Annotated in this window: 21 protein-coding genes; 5 read left to right on the top strand and 16 right to left on the bottom strand. The window is 71.4% G+C overall.

The features are described 5' to 3' along the window. Positions 1-2: 2 nt before the first annotated feature. The 14 genes from ACS5Q7_RS01945 to ACS5Q7_RS01880 form a co-directional block, all read right to left on the bottom strand. Positions 3-1,178, bottom strand: a complete 1,176-nt coding sequence (locus tag ACS5Q7_RS01945; RefSeq protein ID WP_478337734.1) for an alpha-hydroxy acid oxidase — start codon at positions 1,176-1,178, stop codon at positions 3-5. Between the two features lie 117 nt (positions 1,179-1,295). Then, positions 1,296-1,787, bottom strand: coding sequence for a DUF2721 domain-containing protein (locus ACS5Q7_RS01940; RefSeq protein WP_478337733.1), 492 nt, complete (start codon positions 1,785-1,787; stop codon positions 1,296-1,298). Positions 1,788-1,862: 75 nt separating this feature from the next. Then, positions 1,863-2,000, bottom strand: coding sequence for a hypothetical protein (locus ACS5Q7_RS01935; protein ID WP_478337732.1), 138 nt, complete (start codon positions 1,998-2,000; stop codon positions 1,863-1,865). Between the two features lie 201 nt (positions 2,001-2,201). Continuing rightward, the gene (locus ACS5Q7_RS01930; protein WP_478337731.1) at positions 2,202-2,426 is read right to left on the bottom strand and encodes a hypothetical protein; all 225 of its coding nucleotides are present in this window, start codon (positions 2,424-2,426) and stop codon (positions 2,202-2,204) included. A 177-nt stretch (positions 2,427-2,603) separates the two neighbouring features. After that, positions 2,604-5,330 (bottom strand): molybdopterin-dependent oxidoreductase, encoded by a 2,727-nt coding sequence (locus ACS5Q7_RS01925; protein ID WP_478337730.1) that lies wholly within the window; start codon positions 5,328-5,330, stop codon positions 2,604-2,606. Continuing rightward, entirely contained in the window at positions 5,327-6,151 is an 825-nt protein-coding gene (locus tag ACS5Q7_RS01920) for an FAD binding domain-containing protein (RefSeq protein ID WP_478337729.1), read from the bottom strand. Before ACS5Q7_RS01920 ends, ACS5Q7_RS01925 begins: the two co-directional genes overlap by 4 nt. 59 nt (positions 6,152-6,210) lie before the next feature. Beyond that, positions 6,211-8,292 (bottom strand): glycosyltransferase family 2 protein, encoded by a 2,082-nt coding sequence (locus tag ACS5Q7_RS01915; protein ID WP_478337728.1) that lies wholly within the window; start codon positions 8,290-8,292, stop codon positions 6,211-6,213. Further along, a complete protein-coding gene (locus tag ACS5Q7_RS01910; protein WP_478338014.1) occupies positions 8,289-8,936 on the bottom strand; it encodes an LbetaH domain-containing protein in 648 nt (215 codons plus the stop codon). The genes ACS5Q7_RS01915 and ACS5Q7_RS01910 overlap by 4 nt, the downstream gene beginning before the upstream one ends. Further along, positions 8,933-10,030, bottom strand: coding sequence for a DegT/DnrJ/EryC1/StrS family aminotransferase (locus ACS5Q7_RS01905; RefSeq protein WP_478337727.1), 1,098 nt, complete (start codon positions 10,028-10,030; stop codon positions 8,933-8,935). Before ACS5Q7_RS01905 ends, ACS5Q7_RS01910 begins: the two co-directional genes overlap by 4 nt. Further along, complete coding sequence (locus ACS5Q7_RS01900) at positions 10,027-10,449, bottom strand: sugar 3,4-ketoisomerase (protein ID WP_478337726.1); 423 nt, start codon at positions 10,447-10,449, stop codon at positions 10,027-10,029. The genes ACS5Q7_RS01905 and ACS5Q7_RS01900 overlap by 4 nt, the downstream gene beginning before the upstream one ends. Positions 10,450-10,610: 161 nt before the next feature. Then, a complete protein-coding gene (katG, locus tag ACS5Q7_RS01895; RefSeq protein WP_478337725.1) occupies positions 10,611-12,884 on the bottom strand; it encodes a catalase/peroxidase HPI in 2,274 nt (757 codons plus the stop codon). Between the two features lie 85 nt (positions 12,885-12,969). Then, the gene (locus ACS5Q7_RS01890; protein WP_478337724.1) at positions 12,970-13,434 is read right to left on the bottom strand and encodes a YaiI/YqxD family protein; all 465 of its coding nucleotides are present in this window, start codon (positions 13,432-13,434) and stop codon (positions 12,970-12,972) included. An 87-nt stretch (positions 13,435-13,521) separates the two neighbouring features. Then, positions 13,522-13,797 (bottom strand): YiaA/YiaB family inner membrane protein, encoded by a 276-nt coding sequence (locus ACS5Q7_RS01885; protein ID WP_478337723.1) that lies wholly within the window; start codon positions 13,795-13,797, stop codon positions 13,522-13,524. Between the two features lie 39 nt (positions 13,798-13,836). Continuing rightward, positions 13,837-14,514 carry a PspA/IM30 family protein gene (locus ACS5Q7_RS01880; protein ID WP_478337722.1) on the bottom strand — a complete coding sequence of 226 codons (678 nt, stop codon included), beginning with the start codon at positions 14,512-14,514 and terminating at the stop codon, positions 13,837-13,839. Positions 14,515-14,618: 104 nt separating this feature from the next. Between ACS5Q7_RS01880 and ACS5Q7_RS01875 the strand changes: the two genes are divergently transcribed. The 3 genes from ACS5Q7_RS01875 to ACS5Q7_RS01865 all read left to right on the top strand — a co-directional run bounded on the left by ACS5Q7_RS01875 (position 14,619) and on the right by ACS5Q7_RS01865 (position 18,051). Next, on the top strand, positions 14,619-15,260 hold the full coding sequence (locus tag ACS5Q7_RS01875) for a TetR/AcrR family transcriptional regulator (RefSeq protein ID WP_478337721.1): 642 nt from the start codon (positions 14,619-14,621) through the stop codon (positions 15,258-15,260). A 115-nt stretch (positions 15,261-15,375) separates the two neighbouring features. Beyond that, positions 15,376-17,475: a caspase family protein gene (locus ACS5Q7_RS01870; protein WP_478337720.1), complete on the top strand. Its 2,100-nt coding sequence runs from the start codon at positions 15,376-15,378 to the stop codon at positions 17,473-17,475. Positions 17,476-17,601: 126 nt separating this feature from the next. Next, on the top strand, positions 17,602-18,051 hold the full coding sequence (locus ACS5Q7_RS01865; protein WP_478337719.1) for a DUF805 domain-containing protein: 450 nt from the start codon (positions 17,602-17,604) through the stop codon (positions 18,049-18,051). Between the two features lie 37 nt (positions 18,052-18,088). Here ACS5Q7_RS01865 and ACS5Q7_RS01860 read toward each other — a convergent pair whose 3' ends face one another. Together ACS5Q7_RS01860 and ACS5Q7_RS01855 are read right to left on the bottom strand one after the other, a co-directional pair. Continuing rightward, the gene (locus ACS5Q7_RS01860) at positions 18,089-19,489 is read right to left on the bottom strand and encodes a sensor histidine kinase (protein ID WP_478337718.1); all 1,401 of its coding nucleotides are present in this window, start codon (positions 19,487-19,489) and stop codon (positions 18,089-18,091) included. Then, complete coding sequence (locus tag ACS5Q7_RS01855) at positions 19,486-20,151, bottom strand: response regulator (RefSeq protein WP_478337717.1); 666 nt, start codon at positions 20,149-20,151, stop codon at positions 19,486-19,488. The genes ACS5Q7_RS01860 and ACS5Q7_RS01855 overlap by 4 nt, the downstream gene beginning before the upstream one ends. Positions 20,152-20,264: 113 nt before the next feature. On the opposite strand from ACS5Q7_RS01855, the gene ACS5Q7_RS01850 reads away from it, so the two are divergent. Both ACS5Q7_RS01850 and tcuC read left to right on the top strand, forming a co-directional pair. Continuing rightward, entirely contained in the window at positions 20,265-21,332 is a 1,068-nt protein-coding gene (locus ACS5Q7_RS01850; RefSeq protein WP_478337716.1) for an ABC transporter substrate-binding protein, read from the top strand. Between the two features lie 179 nt (positions 21,333-21,511). Then, positions 21,512-22,804 (top strand): tricarballylate/proton symporter TcuC, encoded by a 1,293-nt coding sequence (gene tcuC / locus ACS5Q7_RS01845; protein ID WP_478337715.1) that lies wholly within the window; start codon positions 21,512-21,514, stop codon positions 22,802-22,804. Positions 22,805-22,848 lie beyond the last annotated feature (44 nt).

Below are 22,848 nucleotides of genomic sequence, written 5' to 3'. Positions count from 1 at the left end.
GCTCAACCCATCCTGGCGGCCGTGAGGTCCGGCCCGTGGGGCGGGCGCAGGATCGCGCGGTCGATGGCGCGGATGTCGCGATGGCCGCACAGCGCCATCGTCATGTCGAGCTCCTTGCGGATGATCTCCAGGCAGCGGGCGACGCCCGCCTCCCCGCCCGCGCCGAGCCCGTAGAGGAACGAGCGGCCGATGAAGACGCCCTTGGCGCCGAGCGCCACGGCCTTCAGCACGTCCTGCCCCGAGCGGATGCCGCCATCCATCAGCACCTCGATGCGCGCGCCCACCGCCTCCACGATCTCCGGCAGGATCGCGATGGAGGACGGCGCGCCGTCGAGCTGCCGCCCGCCATGGTTCGAGACGACCAGCGACTCGGCCCCCGTGGCGACGGCCCGCTCGGCATCCTCCGCGTCGAGGATGCCCTTCAGGATCAGCGGCCCCTTCCAGCGGTCGCGGATGCGGGCCACGTCGTCCCAATCGAGGCGCGGGTCGAATTGCTGCGAGGTCCAGGCCGAGATCGAGCGCGTGTCGCCGACGCCCTCCACATGGCCAACGATGTTGCGGAACGTCCGCCGCTTGGTGCCGAGCATCTGCAGGCACCAGCGCGGCTTGGTGAGGAGGTCGAGCACCGTGGACGGCGTCAGCCGCGGCGGCGCCGAGAGGCCGTTGCGGATGTCCTTGTGGCGCTGCCCGAGGATCTGGAGGTCGAGGGTCAGCACCAGCGCCGAGCACCCCGCCGCCGCCGCCCTGTCGATCAGCCTGTCGTTGAAGGCCCGGTCGCGCATGAAATACAGCTGGAACCAGAACGGCGCCGAGACCGCCTCGGCCACGTCCTCGATGCTGCAGATGCTCATGGTCGAGAGGGTGAACGGCACCCCGGCGGCCTGCGCCGCCCGCGCGGCCAGGATCTCCCCGTCCGCGTGCTGCATCCCCGTCAGGCCGGTGGGCGCCAGGGCGACGGGCATCGCCACCGCCTGCCCGGCCATGGTGGTGGCGAGCGTGCGGTTCGTCATGTCCACCGCCACCCGCTGGCGGAACTGGATCGCGGCGAAGTCGTCCTCGTTCGCCCGGTAGGTGCCCTCGGTCCACGAGCCGGAATCGGCGTAGTCGTAGAACATCCGCGGCACCCGCCGCTTGGCGATCCGGCGCAGATCTTCGACCGTGGTGATGGTGGCGTCCATCGGGCGTGGTCCTCCGTCTCGCCGCGATGCCGGGGCCGGGGCATCCGCATCGCGCGAGGTGTGTTTTCCTCACCCTATACCGGCAGGCGGCCATGCGGCCAGGCGCGGCGCCGCGCCTCAGCCCCCGCGCTTCGAGGCGACGTCGCGCTGGCGCTCGACCTCGACGCGGACACCCCGCCCCGCGAGCAGGATCTCCGCCAGGAAGGCGCAGATAGCGATGAAGGTGAACACCAGGGCGAGGCCGAACAGCGCGAACAGCACCGAGGCCGCCGCGCCCTCGCGCAGGGCGCCGACATAGAGGGTGAGGATCGAGCTCAGCACCAGCCCCGCCCCGACGCAGGCCAGCACCACCGCCGAATCGAGGAGGATCGAGCGGCGGTGGAGGAAGGCGAGCCGTACGGAGATCGCCCGCGCGGCCGCCTCGTCCGCCGCCTGCATCTCCCGGTCCGCCGCGTTCACCTTGTCGGAGATCCGGGCGAGCCGGGTCGAGAAGGTGTTGAGCAGCGTCGCCAGCGCCGTCAGCAGGAAGGCGGGTGCGAGCGAGACCTGGATGATGTGGGCGATGTCGTCGGGCGAGTTGACGCTGAGGGCGCCGCCGAACAGGTCCATGCGCTGAAAATCCCCGGATGCGCCCGCTCGGAAGGCGGGCGGCACGGGCTTTAGCGCATCAGGGCATCCGGGTCGTCATTCGGTCTTGGCCAGCGCCTTGGCCTGCGCGGCGAGGCGCGCCTTGCGGGCCTCCCGGATCATGATCTCCGCCCGCTCGGCCTCCGTGCGGATGCCCATGCGGTCGATGAGCTCGGTCCCCGCCCTTTTCTGCACGGCCTGAAGATCCGTCTTCGGCCGCGGCCCCTTCACTTGCCCCATTCCCCACCTCGTTGCGCCAGAATGGCCACGCTTGTGCGAGGGGAGATCTTGGGCGTTGTCGCAGCGCGTCAACCCTGGACTGTAGGAGAATACACAGAACAACGCGGCCGGACGGGCAATCCCATCCGGCGCGTGGAAGGTCTCGGGAGGGGCCGGTCAGTTCAGGCTGGACCAGCCGGTCGAGGCGACGGAGCGGTTCCAGGTGTGGCCGGCGCCATCCATCAGGTGGAGTTCGGTCGCGTCGGGATATTCCCCGCGAACCTTCTCGTAAGCTGCGTTCGCAGCGAACTGCGCCGAGGATTCGTCGCCGGCCGAGATCGCGATGCGGCGGACGGGCTCGTCATCGCCATCGGCCATGATACCCAGCGTGAACTTGGCCATAGTGCCTCCCTTATAATTATCGCGTCAATTCACTCCGCTTCGAGCGACAGTGTCAATCGATCATTCGATGCCTGTGGTGATGAATGATGTATTCCGTCATTTCGCAGCTGCGAAGAACGCATCTCGCGCTGCAATCGACACAAACCGGGAGAACAGTTTGCGAGCACGGCGACATGACTATTGCCGCCGGTCTGGACGAACCTGATCAGAAATGGGGCGGCGCTCACCCTCACCGCACGCCGCCGCGACGGCGCGGAAGATCCGGTCCGGGGCGAAGGGCGTGGCGGTGAGGCGGGCGCCGGTGGCGTCGCGGATCGCGTTGCCGAGCGCCGCCGCGACCGGGTTGAAGGGCGATTCGCTCATCGACTTGGCCCCGAGCGGCCCGACCGCATCGTCGGTTCGGGCGAACAGGACCCGCGTGTCCGGGACGTCGCCGCAGGCGGGGATGTGGTAGTTGCGGAAGGTCCGCGTCGCCACCGCGCCCTCCCCGTCCAGGGCGACCTCCTCGTAGAGCGCGGCGCCGAGCGCCTGGGCCACGCCGCCCTCCACCTGCCCCCGGCACTGCATCGGGTTGATCACCACGCCCGCATCGGCGGCGTGGACGCTCGTGAGGATGCGCACGGCGCCGCTCACCGGGTGGACCGCCACCCGGAAGGCCTGGACGTTGAAGGCGACCGAGCGCGGGCTTCCGTTCGACCGGCCGGAGGCTTCGAGCGGCGCGAGGTCGGCGAGCGCGATGCGCCCCTTGGGCGTCTCGACGGCGCCGTCCGCGAGGCGGCATTCCTCCGGCGCCACGCCCGTCCGCTCGGCCGCCCGCGCGTGGATCGCCTCGGCGAGCGCCAGCGCGGCCCGGTGGACCGCTTGGCCCGCGACGACGGTGCCGGTCGAGCCATAGGCGCCGGTATCGTGCCCGACCGCGTCGGTGTCGGCGGCCTCGATCCGCACCCGCGCCGGGTCGGCCTGGAGCGCCTGCGCGGCGAACTGGCGGTGGATCGTCTGGCTGCCGTTGCCGAACTCGGCGGTGCCGGTGCGGAGCCGATAGGTGCCGTCGGGCAGGAGCGCGGCGAAGGCCTCCGCGTGGTGGCCGCGCGGGGGAATCGTATCGAGCATCGCCATCGCCATGCCGGTGCCGACGCGCCAGCCGGGCTCTGGGGCCGGGCCGGGATCCTCGGCCAGCGCCGCCTCGGCGAGGTCGAGGCATTGGTCGAGGCCGTAGCTGCCGAACACCACGTCGTGCGGGTGCAGGCTGTGGGCGATCAGCGTCTCGCCGGGCTTCACGGCGTTGATCCGGCGCAGGGCGAAGGGATCGATGCCGAGCCGCCGCGCCACCTCGTCGAGGGCGGATTCGAGGGCGAAGATCGTCTGGCTGAGGCCGTAGCCCCGGAAGGCGCCCGCCGGCGGGGTGTGGGTGTGGACCGCCCTCCCCTCCACCCGCTTGTTCGGGCAGGAATAGGCGGCCAGCACCTCGTTGCAGCCGTGGTGGAGCACGCCGCCGGCATGGTTGCCGTAGGCGCCGGTCTCGGAGAGCACGTCGAGACCAATCGCGGTGAGCCGCCCGTCCCGCTTGGCGCCGAGCGTCACCCGCACCCGCATCGGGTGGCGCGTCGTCGTCGCGGCGAACTGCTCCTGCCGGGTCAGCTCCCACTTTACCGGGCGGCCGGTCTTGAGGACGGCGAGCGCCACCAGATCCTCGGTCAGCATCTCCTGCTTGCCGCCGAAGCTGCCGCCGACCCGCCCGCACACCACGCGGATCTCCTCGCGGGGCAGATCGAACAGGGCGCAGAGGGCGTCGCGGGTCAGGAACGGCACCTGCGTGCTGGTGCGCAGGGTGAGGCGCCCGTCCGCGTCGCGCCAGCCGGCGCAGCCATGGGTTTCGAGATGGGCGTGCTGCACCCGCTGCGAGACGAAGGTCTCCTCGTAGACGAGATCCGCCTCGTCGAGGCCGGCGGCCACGTCGCCGACTTCGCCGCGCACCTCCGCCGCGAGGTTGGTCTCGCCGTGGACGCGGGGCGTGTCCGGGTCGAGAGCGCGGGCGGGGTCGAGCAGGGCGGGCAGCACCTCGTAGATGACGCGAAGGGCCCGGCAGCCCGCCTCGGCGGCGGCCTCGGTCTCGGCGACCACCGCCGCGACGCGCTGGCCGGCGAAGCGCACGACGGGATCGAGCACCAGCGTGTCGGCGGCGTCGTCGCGCGGGTCCTCGTGGCGCCCGGTGGAGAAACGGCGCGGGGGCGCGTCCTCATGGGTCAGCACGGCCACGACGCCGGGCACGGCGCGGGCGGGGCCGGTGTCGATGGCGACGATCCGGGCATGGGCATGGGGCGAGCGCAGCACCTTCAGGTGCAGCATCCCGGCCTCGGGGATGTCGAAGGTGAAGCGGGCGGTGCCCGTCACCACCAGCGGCGCGGCCGGGGCCGGCACGGAGCGGCCGACGCACGCCCCGTCCGGCGCCTCGACGCGCGCGATTCCCGCGATGGCGTCGCGGATCGCCCCGTAGCCGGTGCAGCGGCAGAGGTTGCCCTTGAGGGCGTCGCCGAGATCCTGGCGCCGTCCCTGGTCCAGGGCGGCGGCGGTCATCACCATGCCGGGGGTGCAGAAGCCGCACTGGAAGCCCTGCGCGGCGAGGAAGCCCGCCTGCACCGGATGGCTCGGCGCCGGGGATTCCCCCGGCCGGCACGGGCCGGACAGGCCCTCGATGGTCGTGACCTCGGCGCCCTCGGCGCGGAAGGCCGGGACGAGGCAGGAATGGACCGGCTCGCCATCGAGATGGACGGTGCAGGCGCCGCAATCGCCCGCGTCGCAGCCCTTCTTCACCCCGAACCAGCCGGCCTCGCGCAGGAAGGTGCGCAGGCATTGGCCGGGGCGCGGGTCGGCCTCGTGCGCGTGCCCGTTGACCGTCAGCCTCACGCCCGTGCCTCCGTCAGTTCGGCCAGGATCTCGCCCGCGAAATGCAGGGTCATGTGGCGCCGCCAGTCGGGGCGCCCGTGCACGTCGTCGTAATACAGGCCCTCGGGAACCGCCGCCTCGACCGCGTGCAGCAGGTCGTCGCGCTCAGGGGCACGCGGGAAGGCGAGGCGCAGGGGGCGCGGCACCGAGGCCGTGACCGTAAGGGCGAAGCCCCCATCCGCGCCGAGCGTCCCGATGAGCAGCGCCCCCGAGCGCCCGTGCGGGCTGAGGCTGATCCGCCGGAAGGCGGTGCGCTTGGAGAGCGCCGAGGCCGGCAGGGTGACGCTGCGCAGGATCTCGCCGGGGGCCAGGGCGTTGCGCTGCGGCCCGATCACCACCTCCGGCACGGTGAGGCGGCGCTCGCTCCCGTCCGGCGCCCAGAGCAGGCAGGTGCCTTCGAGGGCGGTCGTCAGGGCGATGATCGGCCCGGCCGGCAGGGCGAGGCAGAGGTTGCCGCCGACCGTCGCCCCGTTCCACACCTTGAACGAGCCGAGCAGCGACCGGCAGCATTGCCGCACCAGCGGCGCGGCGATCCAGGCGGCGGGCAGTTCCAGCCGTTCGAGGGCGGAGACGGTGCAGGTGGCGGCCAGCGTCAGCCCGTCCGGCCCCTTCTCATGCGGCGGCCAGCCGAGGCTCGTCAGGTCGATTAGGCGGCGGAGCGCCGGCTGCGGCTCGGAATAGAGCCACGTGCCGCCCGCGAGCCACGCATCGCCCTCGCGCCAGTCCGGCATGTCCGACCGGCTGCGGAGCCGGATCGTCGTTTCGATCGTGTGCAGGTCCATGGCGTCCCAGGGGAGACTGTCCGGCCTCCCCTGGCAAGTTGCTTGCCGCCAACCCGGCCTCAGGCGCGGAACATCCGGCCGACCTTGCGCACCGCGCGGGCCGAGCGGAACCACAGGGTCCGCTCCATCCGCCGCTGGACCTGGAGGGCAGCCTCCAGCCTCGCCCCGAGATCGGCGCGCTCGGCGTCCCCTGCCGCACGCTCCTGCGCGCGGTCTGCCTCTTCCTGCTTCAGGAGACCGGAGAGGCGGTCACGGTCGCCGACGATGCCGTCCCGGTCTGCGGCGAGCGCATCCCGCTCGGTCGCCAGAGCGTGGATGTGGCGGTCGCGCTCCTCGATCCCGCGCAGGCCGAGGGCGTCGATCCGGCCGGCCCACTCGCGCAGCGTGGCGAAATGCTCCGGTGCGTGCGCCTCCTCGTAAAGGGTTTGGAGGGCGAAGAGGCGGAGCGCCGGCCGGTCGAGCCTGCTCGCGAGGCGGGCGAGGCGCAGGGGCAGCGGCTCCCCGGGATGGGCGATCTCTGCGGGGTCGAAGACCTCCGCGAACAGCGCCTCGTCCATCCCCCTGAAGCGGTGCAGGACCATCGCGTGCTCGAATCCGTCGCGCAGGCGGGCCTCCGGGCTCGGGGCGCTGGCATTGGCGAGGCCGTCGCGGATGCGGAACGCGGTCAGGCTGTCGGGCAGGACGTGGATGGTCTGCCCGGCCATGAGCATGCGGATCCACATGTCGTAATCCTGCAGGTTCGTCAGCCGCAGGTCGTAGGCGCCGGCGGCCTCGTAGGCCTCACGGCGGATCATCGCGGTGGGCGCGCAGACCGTGTTGTGGTGGAAGAAGAAGAACCGCAACCAGCTCCGCCGGGAGAAATCGGGGAAGCGCAATGGCGCGGAGAAATCGTTGTAGCCTCCCGTCGGCAGGCCCGCCTCGTCCACCATCCGTGGCATCCCGAAGACCAGGGCGACGTCGGGATGCGCGTCGAGGAAGCCCACCTGCCGCCGCAGGCGGCCGGGCAGCGCCCAATCGTCGGAGTTGAGGATCGCGAGGTAGCGCCCCCGCGCCCGCGCCACGGTGGCGTTCATCGCCGCCGAGATGCCCCGGTTCTCCGGGCAGCATACGAGGCGGATGCGCGGATCGGTGAAGCCGCGCAGGATCTCGGCGGTGCCGTCGGTCGAGCCGTCGTCGGTGACGACGATCTCGAAATCCTGGAAGGATTGGGCGAGCACGCTCTCGATCGTCTGCCGGACATAGGGCGCGTGCTGGTACGACTTCACCAGCACCGAGACGGTGGGCGCCGCCCCCGGCGTGGCCGGCACGAGGGGCGGCAGCGGGGCGGGATCGGCCCGGCGCAGGCCCTGCTCCTCCCACCAGACGGGGCGGATGGCGAGGGCCTCCGCGTCGGCCCCGGCGAGGTCGAGGCTGTCGCGCTCCATCTCGGCCCAGAACGCGCGCAGGCGCTCGCGCCCCCAAAGGTAGTGCTGGCCGAAGCCCTGCTCGCGGTCGGTGCGGCCGAGCCGCTCGGCCTGGATCGCCTCCCGCGTCGCGTTCCGCTCGAAGCCGAGATGCTTGTAGTGCCAGAGCTGAAGGGTATCGCGCGGGGGCAGCACGAGATCGCCCTCGGGCGTGGCCGCGTGGCGCCCCGGCCCGAAGCCGGTCTCGCGCAGGGCTTCCGGCTTGAACACGCTGAGCTTGTTGAAGGCGAGGCGCGGGCGCCCGCGCGTGACGCGCTCCACGAGCAGCCCCGAATCGTCGGGCATCTCCGCGTGGTTCAAATCGAAGCCCAGTGCCGGGATCAGGGTGACGCCCCGGTCGGCCTGCTCGGCGAGGTAATCCGCCATGGCGCGGCCGGGCACGTGCAGATGCTCGTCGATGGCGGTGACGACGATCCAGTCGGCCCGGTGGCGGCTCTCCTTCCATGCCTCGTTCTGCATCGCCCGGTGGGAGAGCACGAAGGACTCGGGGTCCGTGCGGGGGAAGTCGCGCAGCTCGACCTTCGGGTGGGCGCGCAGGATCTCGCGGGAGCCGTCCGTCGAGCCGTCGTCGTAGATGACGTAGCGGTCGACGAAGGAATCGTAGTGGCGGAAGAAGAAGCCGAGCATGTCGGCCTCGTCCCAGCACAGGGTGTAGAGGTGGACGACCGGCCGCGTCATGGAACGGCGATTCCCCTGTAGCCGCCGATGTCGCGGCGGATGATCCTGGCCGGGTTGCCGAGGGCGAGGGCGCCGTCCGGCACGTCCTTCGTCACCACCGCGCCCGCGCCGACCACGGCATTCGCGCCGATGGTGACTTCCGGCAGGATCGTCGCCCCCGCACCGACGAAGGCGCCCGTCCCGAGGCGGACATGGCCCGCGAGCACGGCGCCCGGCCCGACCGAAACATAATCCCCGCCCCGGACATGGTGGCCGAGGCTCGCCCCGCGATTGATGAAAGCGAAGGCGCCGAACACGCTGCCGGAGCCGAGGCTGCACCCGGCATTGACGTAGGAGCCCGGCCCCAAGTCGAGATGGCGCGGGGCGGCGACGCTCGGGTCGATCAGCGTGAGCGGCCGGCTGAAACCCCGCCGCGCGGCCTCTCCGGCAGCCGCGTGCCGGTGGCCCGGCGTGAACAGCGGCACGAGGAAGGGCAGGTCGCGCTCCGCGTCCGCGATCTCCTCCGGCGCCAGGATTCGCGCGCCCTCCGGCAGATGCACCGCCCCCGGATGATTGGCGATGCCGGCCACGAGCGGCAGGCCCGCCCGGTACAGGCTCTCCTCGACATCGACCACGATGGGCGAGCCGATTCCGTAGAGAATCACCCCGCGCAACGCAGGCACTCCCGGATCGCCCCGGCGATGCGGGCCTCGTGGCCGGTCGCCACCTCGGGCTGGATCGGCAGGCTGAGGAGGCTGCCGGCCAGGGCATCCGTGACCGGCAGGGGGGTGCGGGCGCCCTCAATGAAGGCCGGGTGGCGGTGCAGGCCCGGCGCATAATGCACCGCCGTGCCGATCCCCGCCGCGTCGAGACGGCGTTTCAGCCCGTCCCGGTCGGGAATGGTGATCGCGAACTGGTGGTAGACGCTGCCCGCGCCCTCCGGCGGAAGACCGATCCCGGGTCCGTCGAGCAGCCCCCGGTAGCGGGCGGCGCTCGCCCTGCGCGCGGCGTTGCCCTCCGCGAGATGCGGCAACAGGGCGAGGAGGATCGCCGCCTGGATCTCGTCCAGCCGGGAATTGAAGCCGATTCCCCCGCTGACCCGCTCGCCGCCCGCGAAACCGTAATGGCGCAGGCGGCGCAGGCGCTCGGCCAGGGCCGGATCGGCGGTGACGACGGCCCCGCCGTCGCCGACGCCGCCGAGGTTCTTCGTCGGGTAGAACGAATAGGCCGCCGCGTGGCCGAAACTGCCGAGCGCCCGGCCGTCCAGGGTGGCGCCGTGGCTCTGCGCGCAATCCTCCACCACGGCGAGCCGGTGCCTGTCCGCGAGCGCCATCAGCGCGGGCATGGCGGCCGGGTGGCCGAAGAGGTGGACCGGCACGAGGGCGGCGGTGCGGGGGCCGATGGCCCGCTCCGCCGCTGCCGGGTCGATGCAGCGCGTGGCGTGGTCGACCTCCACGAAGACCGGGCTCGCACCGCAATGCAGGATCGCCTGCGCGGTGCCCGCGAAGGTCAGGGCCGGCAGCAGCACCTCGTCGCCCGGCCCGATTCCCAGCGCCCGCAGCGCCAGCGCCAGCGCATCCGTGCCGGAGGCGACCCCGACGCAATGCCCGCCCCCCGCCGTCTCCGCGAAAGCGGCCTCGAAGGCGGCGACCGCCTCGCCCAGGATGTAGGACGGACCGGACAGGACGCGGGCGACCGCCGCGTCGATCTCCGTCCGGAACCGGGCGATCCGCAGCGGCGGCGCCGCCTGCGGGATCATGCCGGACACAGGGTCCGGGTCGCGCCCGTGCGCGGACGGTCGAAATGCCGGGTGTCCTCGTAGCGCTCGGAGGCGCAGACGAGGAGCGCGGTGCCCGGCGCGAACTCCTTCAGCACGATGAGGATGCCGGCCCGGATCCACAGGGCCTCGTCGCGGCCGTCGAGGCGCACGGAGCGGCGGCTCTCGCCGTTGTCGATCTCGATGGTGACCGCGCCGCTGATGACGCTGATCAGCTCGTCGCAGGAATTGGCATGACCGCCGCGAGCCGGCCCCGGACGGTCCACCGTGATGACGAAGACACGCTTCGGGCAGAACGGAACGTTGCCGAATTCTTCGAAGGAAACAAGATTTCCGCGCGGGTCACTGTGCACGACCTGCGGCAGAAGGTCGACACCTTTGATGATCTCGCTCCGGATCATTTCTTGTCTTTCCGGCGGAACTAATTTGCCGGTTAGACTACAGACTCACAAACGTGTGTACAATTGCCAGACTTGCCCGGTGCATAGCGGGAGAATTGCCTGGGTGACGGGAGGAAGTTCTTGCAGGCGGCGGCCGGGAGGCCCCGGCCGCCGCCCGTGCGTCAGTTCGGCTTCAGGTCGTAGCGGTCGAGGTTCATCACCTTGTCCCACACTTTCACGAAGTCGCGCAGGAAGCGCTCCTGCCCGTCCGTGCCGGCATAGACCTCGGCCACCGCGCGAAGCTGGGCGTTCGCGCCGAAGACGAGGTCGCAGCGGGTCGCCGTGAACGTCGTCTGCCCGCTCGCGCGATCATCGAGGGTGAACGCCTTGCCCGCGCCGTCCGCCTTCTTCCACTCGTAATCCATGCTGGTCAGCACGGTGAAGAAGTCGTTCGTCAGCACCCCGACCCGGTCGGTGAAGATGCCGTGGGTCGAGCCGTCGTGGTTGAGGTTCAGCGCCCGCACGCCGCCCGTCAGCGCCACCCATTCGGGGGCGGTGAGCGCCAGGAGATGCGCCCGGTCGAGGAAGACCTGCTCCGGCGAGACCCGGCCTTGCGTGATCTGGTCGAAGCGGTCGTCCACGTAGTTGCGGAACCCGTCCACCACCGGCTTCAGCCACTCGAAGCTGTCGGCGTCGGTCATCGCGTCGGTGGTGTCCATCCGCCCCGGCGCGAAGGGCACCGTGACCGAGGATCCGGCGTCGCGGGCGGCCTTCTCCACCGCCGCGCAGCCGCCGAGCACGATCAGATCGGCGAGCGAGACCTTCTTGCCCCCGCCGGCCCGGCCGTTGAACCCGGCCATGACGCCCTTCAGGGCCTCGATCACCGGCATGGCCCTGCGGTTGATCGCCCAGTCCTTCTGCGGCGCCAGGGCGATGCGCGCCCCGTTCGCCCCGCCGCGCTTGTCGGTGTTGCGGTGGGTGGAGGCCGAGGCGAAGGCCGCGTAGGCCAAGTCCGACACCGAATGCCCGAGGCCGAGGATCTCCTGCTTGAGGGCGGCGATGTCGCCCTCGTCGATCAGCGGGTGATCGACGGCCGGGATCGGGTCCTGCCACAGCAGATCCGGCTCGAGGGTCTTCTCCGGGCCGAGGTAGCGCTCCTTCGGACCCATGTCGCGGTGGGTGAGCTTGTACCACGCCTTGGAGAACTGCAGCGTGAAATAGTCGAAGTCGTTCAGGAACTTCAGGCAGATCTCGCGATAGACCGGGTCGGTCTTGAGCGCGATGTCGCTCGTCATCATCATGAGCGGGTGGGTCTTGCCGGGGATGTGGGCGTCCGGCGTGCGCGGGGCGTCCGGATCCTCCGGTTCCCATTGCAGGGCGCCGGCCGGGCTCTTCGTCTGCTTCCATTCGAACTTGAAGAGGTTCGTCAGGTAGTCGTTGTCCCACTGGGTCGGGTTCGGGATCCACGAGCCCTCGATGCCGTTCGTCATCGTGTTCTCGGCCGCGCCCGTGCCCTGCGGGTTGTGCCAGCCGAGCCCCATCGCCTCGAGGGGCGCGATCTCCGGCGGCGGGCCGATCCTGTCCGCCTTCACCATGCCGTGGCTCTTGCCGAAGGCGTGGCCGCCCGCGATCAGCGCGACGGTCTCCTCGTCGTTCATCGCCATGCGGGTGAAGGTCACGCGGATGTCCCGCGCCGAGCCCATCGGGTCGCCGTTGGCGTAGGGCCCTTCCGGGTTCACGTAGATCAGCGCTTGGTGGGAGGCCGCGAGCGGGTTCTCCATGTCGTAATCGGCGTCGCCGTTCCGGCCGCGCCAGCGCTTGTCGCGCGTCACCATGCTGTCGAAGGATTCGACGTTGTGCGGGTCCCACAGCTCGGGTCCCCAATAGGTGGCGTTGTCCGCCTCCCAGGCGTCGCGGCGGCCGCCGGCGAAGCCGTAGGTGGGCAGGCCCATGATCTCCAGGGAGACGGTGCCGGTCAGCACCATCAGGTCGGCCCAGGAGAGGGCGTTGCCGTATTTCTGCTTGATCGGCCAGATCAGGCGGCGGGACTTGTCGGTATTGCCGTTGTCCCACCACGAGCTGATCGGGGCGAAGCGCTGCAGGCCCTCGCCCGCGCCGCCGCGCCCGTCCGCGATGCGGTAGGTGCCCGCCGAGTGCCAGGCCATGCGGATCATCTGCGGGCCGTAATTGCCGTAATCGGACGGCCACCACGCCACCGAGCTCGTCAGGAACGCGCGGATGTCGGCCTTGAGCTGCTCATGGTCGAGCGCCTCGAACGCCGACCTGTAATCGAAATCCGCCAGCGGATTCGCCTGCGGACCGTTCTGGTGAAGCATCTCGACGCGCAGGCGGTCGGGATACCAGTCCTCAAGGGTCGGCGGGGACGTGTCGGCGCCCCCGATGCGGTCGCCGCCGAAGGGGCATTGGCCCGCCAGAACGTCCTTATAGGTTTCCATGCTCTATTCCCCGTTCACTCGCCTTAGGTTTTAGGGCGAGACAGGGTTCCGTCACCGAAGCGGTGCCATACGCCGCATCGTTTTTTCAACGACCCGCCCGACGCAGCCGCATGACGGCCCGATCGAGGGCGCCGAGGAAGGCCGACCGATCCTTGGCCGAGAACGGAGGCGGCCCACCGGTCACCGCGCCGGCTTCCCGCAGGTCCTGCATGAGGTTGCGGGTGGCGAGCGCCATCCCGACCGAGGAATCCGTGAACGCCTTGCCGGTGGGCGAGAGGGCGCTCGCCCCGGCCTTCACGCAGCGGCTCGCCAGGGGCACGTCGGCGGTGATCACGATGGCGTGCGGCCCGGCCCGCTCGGCGATCCAGTCGTCGGCGGCGTCGAACCCGTCCGACACGACGACCCGCTCGATCCACGGCTCGCGCGGCACGTTGAGGAAGCTGTTGGCCACCACGTAGACGTGCAGCCCGTAGCGCTCGGCCACGCGGTAGGTCTCGTTCTTCACCGGGCAGGCGTCGGCGTCGATGAAGATCGTGATCGGCTGGGTCACGGGCGCGTCCTCGTTCGGTCCGCCGAAGGGGATGCCCCTTCGGCGCCCGGCGGTCCAGGGCGCGCGTCCGCTCGGCCAAGCCGAGGCTCAGACGCGACCGGGAATCGCCTCGCGCAGGGTGCGTTCGGTTTCGGCGGTCTCGATCCGGTTGATCAGCCGGTTCGTCTCGTGCTCGTCGCGCAGCGTCTTGGCCAGGGTGAAGGCCGAGCTGAGCGACAGCAGCGCGGCCATGGCGAGGTAGCCCTTCGTCCAGGGATCGATGTTGGCGAAGAACACGCCGATGCCGAGCATGCCGACGGCGATGGCGAAGCTGACGAACGTGAACGCCTTCCAGGCGGGCGTATGGGGCATCTGGGGAACCATGGGCGTCGTCCTTCCGTGCGTGGGGGGGAATGGGTGGCGTCACGCGGCCTTGGCGCGGATGCGCCCGAGGATCGCGGCGGGATCGGTGCGGATCCGTCCGTAGCCGGCCGCATCGAGGCGCTGCTCGATGCCGGACGGGGTGCCGTCCAGCGCGGCGAGGGCGGCGTCGACATCCGCCTCGGCGGCGTGGCGTCCGCGCAGGCGGACCAGGGTCGCCTCCGCGTCCTGCAGGGCGCCCGAGGCGTGAGCGATGCCGCGCCGGCCATTGGCGCCGGCCCGGCGGACGGCCTCGGTGGCCCGGGCCGCCTGAAGGCCGCGATCGAGATCCCGCAGGCGGCGCTCGCCATCCTCCACGAGGCGGCGCAAGCGCGAGACCTCTTCCGAGAATTCTCCGAGCGCCGCGCGCCGGTCCGCCACCTCGTCCTCCAAGGCGGCGATGCGGATAGCGGCTTCGGTGGCGAGATCCTCCCGCCGGTCGGCGAGCGCCTTGCCGGCTGATGCCTCAAGAACGGCGGCGCGCTCCGTCAGGGCCTCGACCGCCTTGGTCTCCCCGGCCTGGTGCGCCATCGCGATCGCCAGTTCGCGCCGCGCCACCGCCAAGGCTCCGGCCGCATCCCGGATCTGCTGGCGCAGGAGCGCGACGGCATTCGCGTCGTGCAGGGCTTGGGCTTGGTCGGCGACCGTGCCGCGCAACAGGTCGCTCAGGGTCTTCAACATGCGACTACCCTTTCGTGGGAACGGCTTGCCCGCCTCGCGAGCTAACTTGAACGCCGTTCACGAAATGACGTATACCCCCATTCGGATCGAACGCAAGGACTTTCGTGAACGACGTTCCAAAAAAGTTGGGCCGACCCTCGAAATCCGACCGGACGCGGGCCGAGGAACGGTTCGCCCTCGCGCGGATCGCGCTCGAACTGATCGAGCAGGGCGGCCTGGAGGCGCTCACCGCGCGCGCCGTCGCGGAGCGCGCCGGCATGTCGGTGGGCGCCGTCTACAAGGTGTTCGGGGACCTGGAGGCGCTTCGCCTCGAAGCCAACGCGATCACGATGCGCGACCTGAAGCGCGTGCTCGAAGCGTCCCTGTCCCGGAGCGCGGGCGAGCCCGCCACGGAGCGGCTGCTGACACTCGCCGACGCCTATGCCGGCTTCGCGCGGCTGCGCCGCAACGCCTGGACCGCCATGCTCGCGCCCAGGGTCTCGGACGCGCCCCCCGAGATGGCCGGCGAGATCGCGGCGTTGTTCGGATTGATCGGCGGGGTGCTCAAGGAGACGGGCCGGGTTCCCGACGCCGAGATCGACATCGCGGTGAAGGCGCTCTGGGCCAGCGTCCACGGAATGGTGCATCTCGGAGAGACGAACGGGCTCGGCCCGATCTCTCCCGAGGATGTGCCGCGCATGACGCGCCTGCTCGTCACCGCCGCCGTGCGCGGGCTCGTGGGCGAGGATCGCGGCACGACATCGTGACCGGCAAGACGGGAATCGTGTCACGGCCAGGCCGTCCCGTCGCCGCATTCGGGCGGATGGATGCGCCGCGAAGACGGGCGCGCGTCAAGCCGCACCGTTCACATGGGATTCCGCGATGCGCCTCCGCAACGCCATCGGCCTCTTGCTCGCCGCACTGCTCCTCGCTGCGGCCTGGCCCGCCATGCCGGCCTCGGCCGCCGAGAAGCGCATCGCGCTCGTCGTCGGCAACGCCGCGTATCAGGCCGGCCCGATCGCCACCGCCGCCAACGATGCCGGGCTCGTCGCCCAGACGCTGCAGGCGGCGGGCTTCGACGTGATCGGCGCGCGGGATCTCGACGAGGACGCCCTGCGCAAATCGCTGCGCGACTTCGTCGACAAGGCCGCCGCCGCCGGACCCGACACGGTGACGTTCGTCTACCTCGCCGGTTACGGCCTTCAGCTGGAAGGCGAGAATTACTTCGCCCCCATCGACCTGCGGGTGGCGAGCGCCGCCGACATCTCGCTGCGCGCGCTGCGGATCTCGGACTACACGAAGAGCCTCGCCGCCCTGCCGCTGAAGGCGCGCTTCCTCGTCCTCGACGGGGCGCGGCGCACGCCCTTCACCGTGCCGGACAAGCCCCTGGCCGGCGGTCTCGCCCTGACCGAGGCCGAGCCCGGCAGCCTGATCGCCACCAACGCCGCCCCGGGGACGGTCGGACCGGACGAGAAGGGACCCTACGGTGCCTACGCCCAGGCGCTCGTCGAGATGATCCGCGAGGGCGGGCTCACACCCGGCCCGCTGTTCGACCGGGTGCGCCTGCGCGTCGATGCCGCCACGAAGGGCGCCGAGGTGCCGTGGGATGCCGACCGCACGGCCTCCGCCTTCGTGTTCTTCGACCGGGCCGCCGACGCCCCCGCCCTCGGCCGCGAGCGGGCCGCCGCCCTTCGCGACCGGCCCCTGCGCGATCTCGGCGTCCAGGATGCCTATGCCGTCTGCCTGGAGCGCGACGACCTTCCCCATTACCAGCAATTCGTGGCCGATTACCCCGGCGAGGCCCTGGCGAGGCGGGTACGGGCGCTGATCGCCGCCCGCCGCGAGGCGGTGGTCTGGCGGCGCACCTGGATCGTCGGCACGCCGGACGCCTACTGGTCCTACCTCGACCGCTATCCGCGTGGGCCCCATGCCTGGGACGCGCGCCGCCGCCTCGCCTCCCTCGCCGCCGCGCTGGAGCCGCCGCCGCGCTTCGCGACCCTCGTCTACGACGTGCCGCCGCCTCCGCCCGAGGAGATCGTGTACGTCGACCGGCCGGTGCTGTTCCTCGACGATCCGGTCTTCGCCCTGCCCCCGCCGCCGCCGCCGGCCCTCGTGTTCCTCCCGCCGCCGCCGGCCTATCTCGTGGCGCTGGCGCCGCCGCCGCCGGTCTACGGTCTGTTCGTCCTGCCGGCGCCGCCGGTCGTGCCGGTTCCGGTCTACGTGTCCGCGCCGGCCTATGTGGCGCCGCCGCCGAACAACGTGCTGTTCCAGAACATCCACAACACGACGATCATCGAGCAGATCAACCGCCAGAACGCGGCGGCTCCGGCGGTGCCGGGCGCCGCGATCGGTGCCGGCGCGGTGGCCGGAGCCGCCCTCGGCGCGGCGGCGACCCGGGTGGCGCTGCCCACGGCCCTGCAACAGCGGGCGGCGGTGGCGCCCGCGCCGCTTCCCGGTTCCGCGCCGGCGACGCCCTCCGCTCTCTCCGCGCGGCCGGACCCGGGGCACGCCCTGCCCGGCGCGAACGGCCAGGCGCTTCCGGCGAACGCAGCCAGCGTCGCGCCGGCTCAGCCGAGACCACCGGTCGGCGCGGCGCAGCCTCCCGCTCCCCGCCCCGCCGCCGCGATTCCCGCCCCTCGGCCGGGCGGACCGTCGTTCGATCCACGCGGGGCGCAAAGCCGGCAACAGGCAGTCCGCCAGCCGCTGGCGCAGCAGGCCGTCCAGCGACGGCAGGCCATGCAGGCGCAAATCGCGCAGCAGCGGGCGATCCAGAGGCCGCAAGCCCCCGCCCGTCAGGTGCAGGCCGTTCAGCGACCGCAACAGTTTGCCCCGCACCCGCAGATGATGCGGCGCCCGCCTCCGGCCCCTCACCCGGCGGCGCGGCCCGCGCCCCCGGCTCCTGCCCCGATGGCGCGGGCGGCGCCCCCGCCGCCGCGCGGCAATGCGCATCCCCCCTGTCCGCCCGGCCATCCCTGCCGGTAAAAACGTCGCGGGACGGTTTCGCGGGCATGGGGCTGTTTCCGAAAAGCACTGAAAGCCGGCAGTAACCCCTGCCGGCCATGATGCCGTCGCGCAGGTTGCCGCGTGGATTGCGACGGATCGGGACGGATGAGCTTTACCCAGGCTTCGCGCGCGTTTTTCGCGAGATGCTTCGACTATTCGGGGCGCTCCTCCCGGTCCGAGTATTGGTATGCAGTTCTGTTCCTGCTGCTCGCCTCGGCCGCTTGCACAATCGTCGATGCCGCGATCGGCTGGCCGGTGTTCTCGGCGTTGTTCAACCTGGTAACGTTCCTGCCGAACATCAGCCTCGGGGTCCGCCGATTGCACGATACCGGGCATTCCGGCTGGTGGCTCCTGGCGCCCGTCGTCCCGGCCTTCACGGTGGCCTTCGTCGCGGTGCTGGCGGGGACGCAGGCGGCGGCCCTCGTCGGGGCCGTCGGTGGCCTCGTGGGCTTGGGCGTGATCGTGACGATGCTGGTGTGGTTCTGTCGCGCGGGCACCCCCGGCGACAACCGTTACGGACCGAACCCGCTCGGGCTTCAATTACCGGCGATCTAGGCCCCACGCGGATCCGTCGGATCACGCCATCTCGCCGTCACTGTGCGCGAAAGTCCACCCGTGCCACCAGTCCCGGACCGTCGGCGCGGGCCGCGAGGGTGACGGCCCCGCCGATCCGATCCGCCAGGGCCCGGACGATGGCGAGCCCGAGGCCGCTGCCGTCCGGGCCGTTCCGCGACGCGACGCGATAGAAGCGCTCGAACACCCTCTCGCGCTCTGCGTCGGGAATGCCGGGTCCCTCGTCCTCCACGAACGCGCAGGCCCCGGCGTGCGTCCGCGCGACCCGGAGCGTGGTCACCCCACCGGCCCGGTTGTAGCGGATCGCGTTGTCGACGAGGTTCGTGAGGATCTCCCCGACGATGAAAGGGTCGCCCAGGATCGGCAGCGCCCCGTCCGGACGATCGAGCACGATCTCGGTGCCGCGCGAGAGGGCGTTGGTCACCTGCTCCGTGACGACGCGGGTGGCGATCTCGCCGAGGTCGGCGCTCGCGGCCGAGGCCGGCTCGCGACCCTGTCCCTGGTCGGCACGGGCCAGGGCGATCAGCTGGGACAGGAGCCGTTCCAGCCGCCGCGCCGCGCCGTCGATCTCGTCGATCGCCGCCTCGCGGGCGGGGTCGCCGGCAGGGCTGCGGCGGAGAAGCTCCACGTGCATCCTGAGCACCGCGAGGGGCGTCCGCAATTGGTGGGACGCATCGGAGGTGAAGCTGCGCTCCCCTTCGATCGCCCGGTCCAGGCGGTGGAGCAGCGTGTTGAGGGCCTGAACCGGCGCCATCGCCTCGCGCGGCACGCGGGCGACGTCGAGCGGCTGAAGGCTGACGGCGCCCGGCGCGGCCCGGCGGCCGATCTCGTCGCTCAACCGGGTGAGCGGCCGCAGGCCGCTGTCGATGCTGTACCAGGACAGCGTGCCGATCAGGGCCAGGAGCCCGAGTTCGGCGAGGGCGAGCCCGGCCAGCAGGCGCCGCTCCAGGCTCTGACGGGCCTCGCGGGTCTCGGCCACCTGGACGAGGACCGGGCTCGGCTTCCCGTAGACGCGGCGCGCCTGGGCGGCGATCCTGACGCTCGCCCCGCGGACCACCCCGTCGCGGTGGGCCGTCACGCCCGGTACGAGGGCGCCGACATCCACGTTCGGGAGGTCGCGGTAGCCGGTCACCAGCTCTCCGAGATAGGTGACGCTGTAGTAGATCCTGTCCTGGGCTTGGCTTTCGAGCATCCCGAGGGCGACGCGGGGAAGATCGACCGAGACCTCGCCGTCCTCCACCGTCAGCCGCTCGGCGATGGCGAGGACGGATCCATCGAGGAGGCGGTCATGCGTCGTCTCCACGACGTCGCGGATGACGAGGGCGCCCGCGAAGCCGAGCAGCAGCGCGAGCGCCAGCACCGGCAGCAGCATGCGCACCAGGAGACGCCGCCGGAGCGAGGGCGGGCGGGCGCTCGTCACACCGGCATCAGCAGGTAGCCGAGACCCCGGATGGTGCGGATCTCGGGGCCGTCCGGCTGCAATTTCTTGCGAAGCCGGGCGACGTAGAGTTCGAGGGCGTTCGGCGCGACCGGCTCGTCGAAGCCGAAGATCTCCGCGCTCAGCCGCTCCTTCGGGACGGGCTTGCCGGCCCGCGTCATCAGAACCGTCAGGACGGCGAGTTCCCGGCGGCGCAGGGGCACGGGCACGCCGCCGAGGGTGACGATCCCCGTCGTCCGGTCGAGTTCCAGGGTGCCGCAGCGCAGGACGGGGTTCGGCACGGCCTGCCCCCGCCTGACGAGGGCGCGCACCCGCGCCTCGAACTCGGCGAGGTCGAACGGCTTCGGCAGGTAATCGTCCGCGCCGAGATCGAGGCCGCGCACGCGGTCCGTGACGGAGTCCCGCGCCGTCAGCACCATGACCGGAACGGTCGAGCCCGCCGCGCGGACGGCCTTGAGCACGTCGAAGCCCGGCAGGCCCGGCAGGCCGAGATCCAGCACGACGAGGCTGTAGGGCTCACTGAGGGCGAGTTGCACCGCATCCGCCCCGTCGGCCTCATGGTCGACGGCGTATCCGCCCTGCCGGAGGGCGGCGACCAAGCCACGGGCCAGGGCGGCATCGTCCTCGACGACCAGAACGCGCATGCGCCTCCCACGGTGGATCGGCTTGGCCGGAGCGGCGCCTCGGGTTTAGCATCCCCGGCCGGCCCCTGCCCATCGGAGGCGGGTCGATCTCGCGGACACAAGGGAGGAGTGTGTTGCGGTTGCGCCTCGCCGTCGGCCTGCTGCTGCTCGCCTTGCGCTCCGTCCCGGCGCTGGCCGAACCGTCCGTGGCGGCCGGGGATGCGGGGGGCGCCGGGGTGACGGGCGACTCCGTCGTGGTCGTCCACGCGACCACCGACGAGGCCGAGGTGTCCGGGCTGATAGCGGGCTTCCGCAAGGCGCATCCCGGCGTGGCGGTGTCCTACACCAAGATGGACTCCGCCCGCCTCTACGACAGCTTCGTCGAGGAGGCCGCCGCAGGCGCCAGCACGGTCGACATCGTGTGGAGCTCGGCCATGGACCGCCAGATCAAGCTGGTGAACGACGGCTATGCCGCCCGCTACGTCTCGGCCGAGACCGCCGCCCTGCCCTCCTGGGCGGTATGGCGCAACGAGGCCTTCGGCGTGACGGCGGAGCCGATCGCCATGGCCTACAACAGGACGCTCCTGCCGCCGGAGCGCGTGCCGGCCTCCCGCGCCGCGTTGATCCAGGCCCTCACCGAGCATCCGGACGAGTGGAAGGGCAAGGTCGCCGCCTACGACCCCGAGCGGAGCGGCGTCGGTTCCCTCGTCCTCGCGCAGGACGCCGAGGTCACGCCGCGCACCTGGGATCTCGTCTCCGCCCTCGGGCAGGCGGGCGTGAAGCTCTACACCCGCACCGAGACGATGCTGGACCGGATCTCGGACGGGGAAGCCCTCCTCGCCTACGGGGTGTTCGGCGCCTACGCCCTCGAGCGGGCGAAGCAGGATCCGGCGATCGGGATCGTGCTGCCGAGCGACTACACGCTCCTCGTCTCCCGCATCGCCTTCATCGCGAGGGACGCGCCCCATCCCGCCGCCGCCCGCCTGTTCCTCGATTACATGCTCTCCCGCGAGGGGCAGGCGCAGCTCGCCGCGCGGGCGCTCACGCCCGCCCGTCTCGATGCGCGCCGGGCCGATGATCCCGTCGCCTCCGCCCCGACCCTGCGGCCGGTCGCCGTCGGGCCGGAATTGCTGGCCAATCTCGACCAGATCCGCCGGGCGCGGATGCTGCGGCGCTGGCGGCGGGCGATGGAGGGGCGCTGAGCCGCGACAGCTTCGTGACAGGTCTCGCCCCGTATAGGGGTGACAAGCGCCGCAGAGTCGGTGCGATTCCATGGGAGGATCGGTACACGGCTGCGGCCCGCCACGGGCGGCCCCGCCGGAGCCGCACCGACGCTTCCCTCATGCGGCCACGACCGCTCCTGCGCCCGAGGGAGGCAACCATGACACAGGCCAACCCGTCGAGTTCCAAAGTCGCCACGGTCCTGCGCGTGACCAGCGGCAACTTCCTGGAGATGTTCGACTTCTTCCTGTTCGGCTTCTACGCCACCTACATTTCCAAGACGTTCTTCCCGGTCGGCAACGAGTTCGCCTCGTTGATGCTGACCTTCATGACCTTCGGCGCGGGCTTCCTGATGCGGCCCCTCGGGGCGATCTTCCTCGGCGCCTATGTCGACAGCATCGGCCGCCGCAAGGGGCTGATCGTGACGCTCGGCATCATGGCGACGGGCACGATCCTGATCGCCTTCGTGCCGGGCTACGGCACGATCGGGCTGATGGCGCCCTTCCTCGTCCTGATCGGCCGGCTGCTCCAGGGCTTCTCGGCGGGCGTCGAACTCGGCGGCGTGTCGGTCTACCTGTCCGAGATGGCGACCCCCGGCAACAAGGGCTTCTACGTGTCCTGGCAGTCCGGCAGCCAGCAGGTCGCGGTGATGTTCGCGGCGGTGATCGGCTTTATCCTCAACCACGCCCTCTCCCCCGCCGACATGAACGAATGGGGCTGGCGCATCCCGTTCTTCATCGGCTGCGCGATCGTGCCGTTCCTGTTCTACATCCGGCGCTCGCTGGAGGAGACGGAGGAGTTCCTGAAGCGCAAGCACCGGCCGTCCATGGGCGAGGTGTTCGGCTCGCTCGCCCGGAACTGGCAGATCGTGCTTCTCGGGATGCTCCTCGTGGGCATGACCACGATCTCGTTCTACACGATCACCGTCTACACGCCGACCTTCGGCAAGACCGTCCTCAAGCTGTCCGACACGGACAGCCTGCTCGTCACCTTCTGCACCGCCCTGTCCAACCTGTTCTGGCTGCCGGTGATGGGGGCGCTGTCCGACCGCGTCGGGCGCAAGCCGATCCTGCTCGTCTTCTCGACCCTGACCCTGCTGACGGCCTATCCGGTGCTGGCCTGGCTCGTGGCCAACGCGAGCTTCGGGCACATGCTGATCGCGCTCCTGTGGCTCTCCTTTCTGTACGGCAGCTACAACGGCGCGATGGTGGTGGCCCTGACGGAGGTGATCCCGGCGAGCGTCCGCACGGCCGGCTTCTCCCTCGCCTATTCGCTGGCAACGGCCCTGCTCGGAGGGTTCACGCCGCTCGTCTCCACGTGGCTGATCGAGGCGACGGGCAACCGCGCGGCCCCCGGCCTGTGGATGGCGTTCGGCGGGGCGTGCGGCCTGATCGCCACGCTCCTGATCTACCGCCGGGCCACCCGGCCGGTCGCCCTGGGCGCCCCCGCCTGACCGCACGGCCGGGGACGACCCTCCCCGGCCCCCATGCATCGACC

This window comes from Methylobacterium sp. Gmos3, from assembly GCF_056430985.1.
Note: the sequence above shows the minus strand (reverse complement) of the source record. Positions and strands in the feature narration are given on the sequence as shown.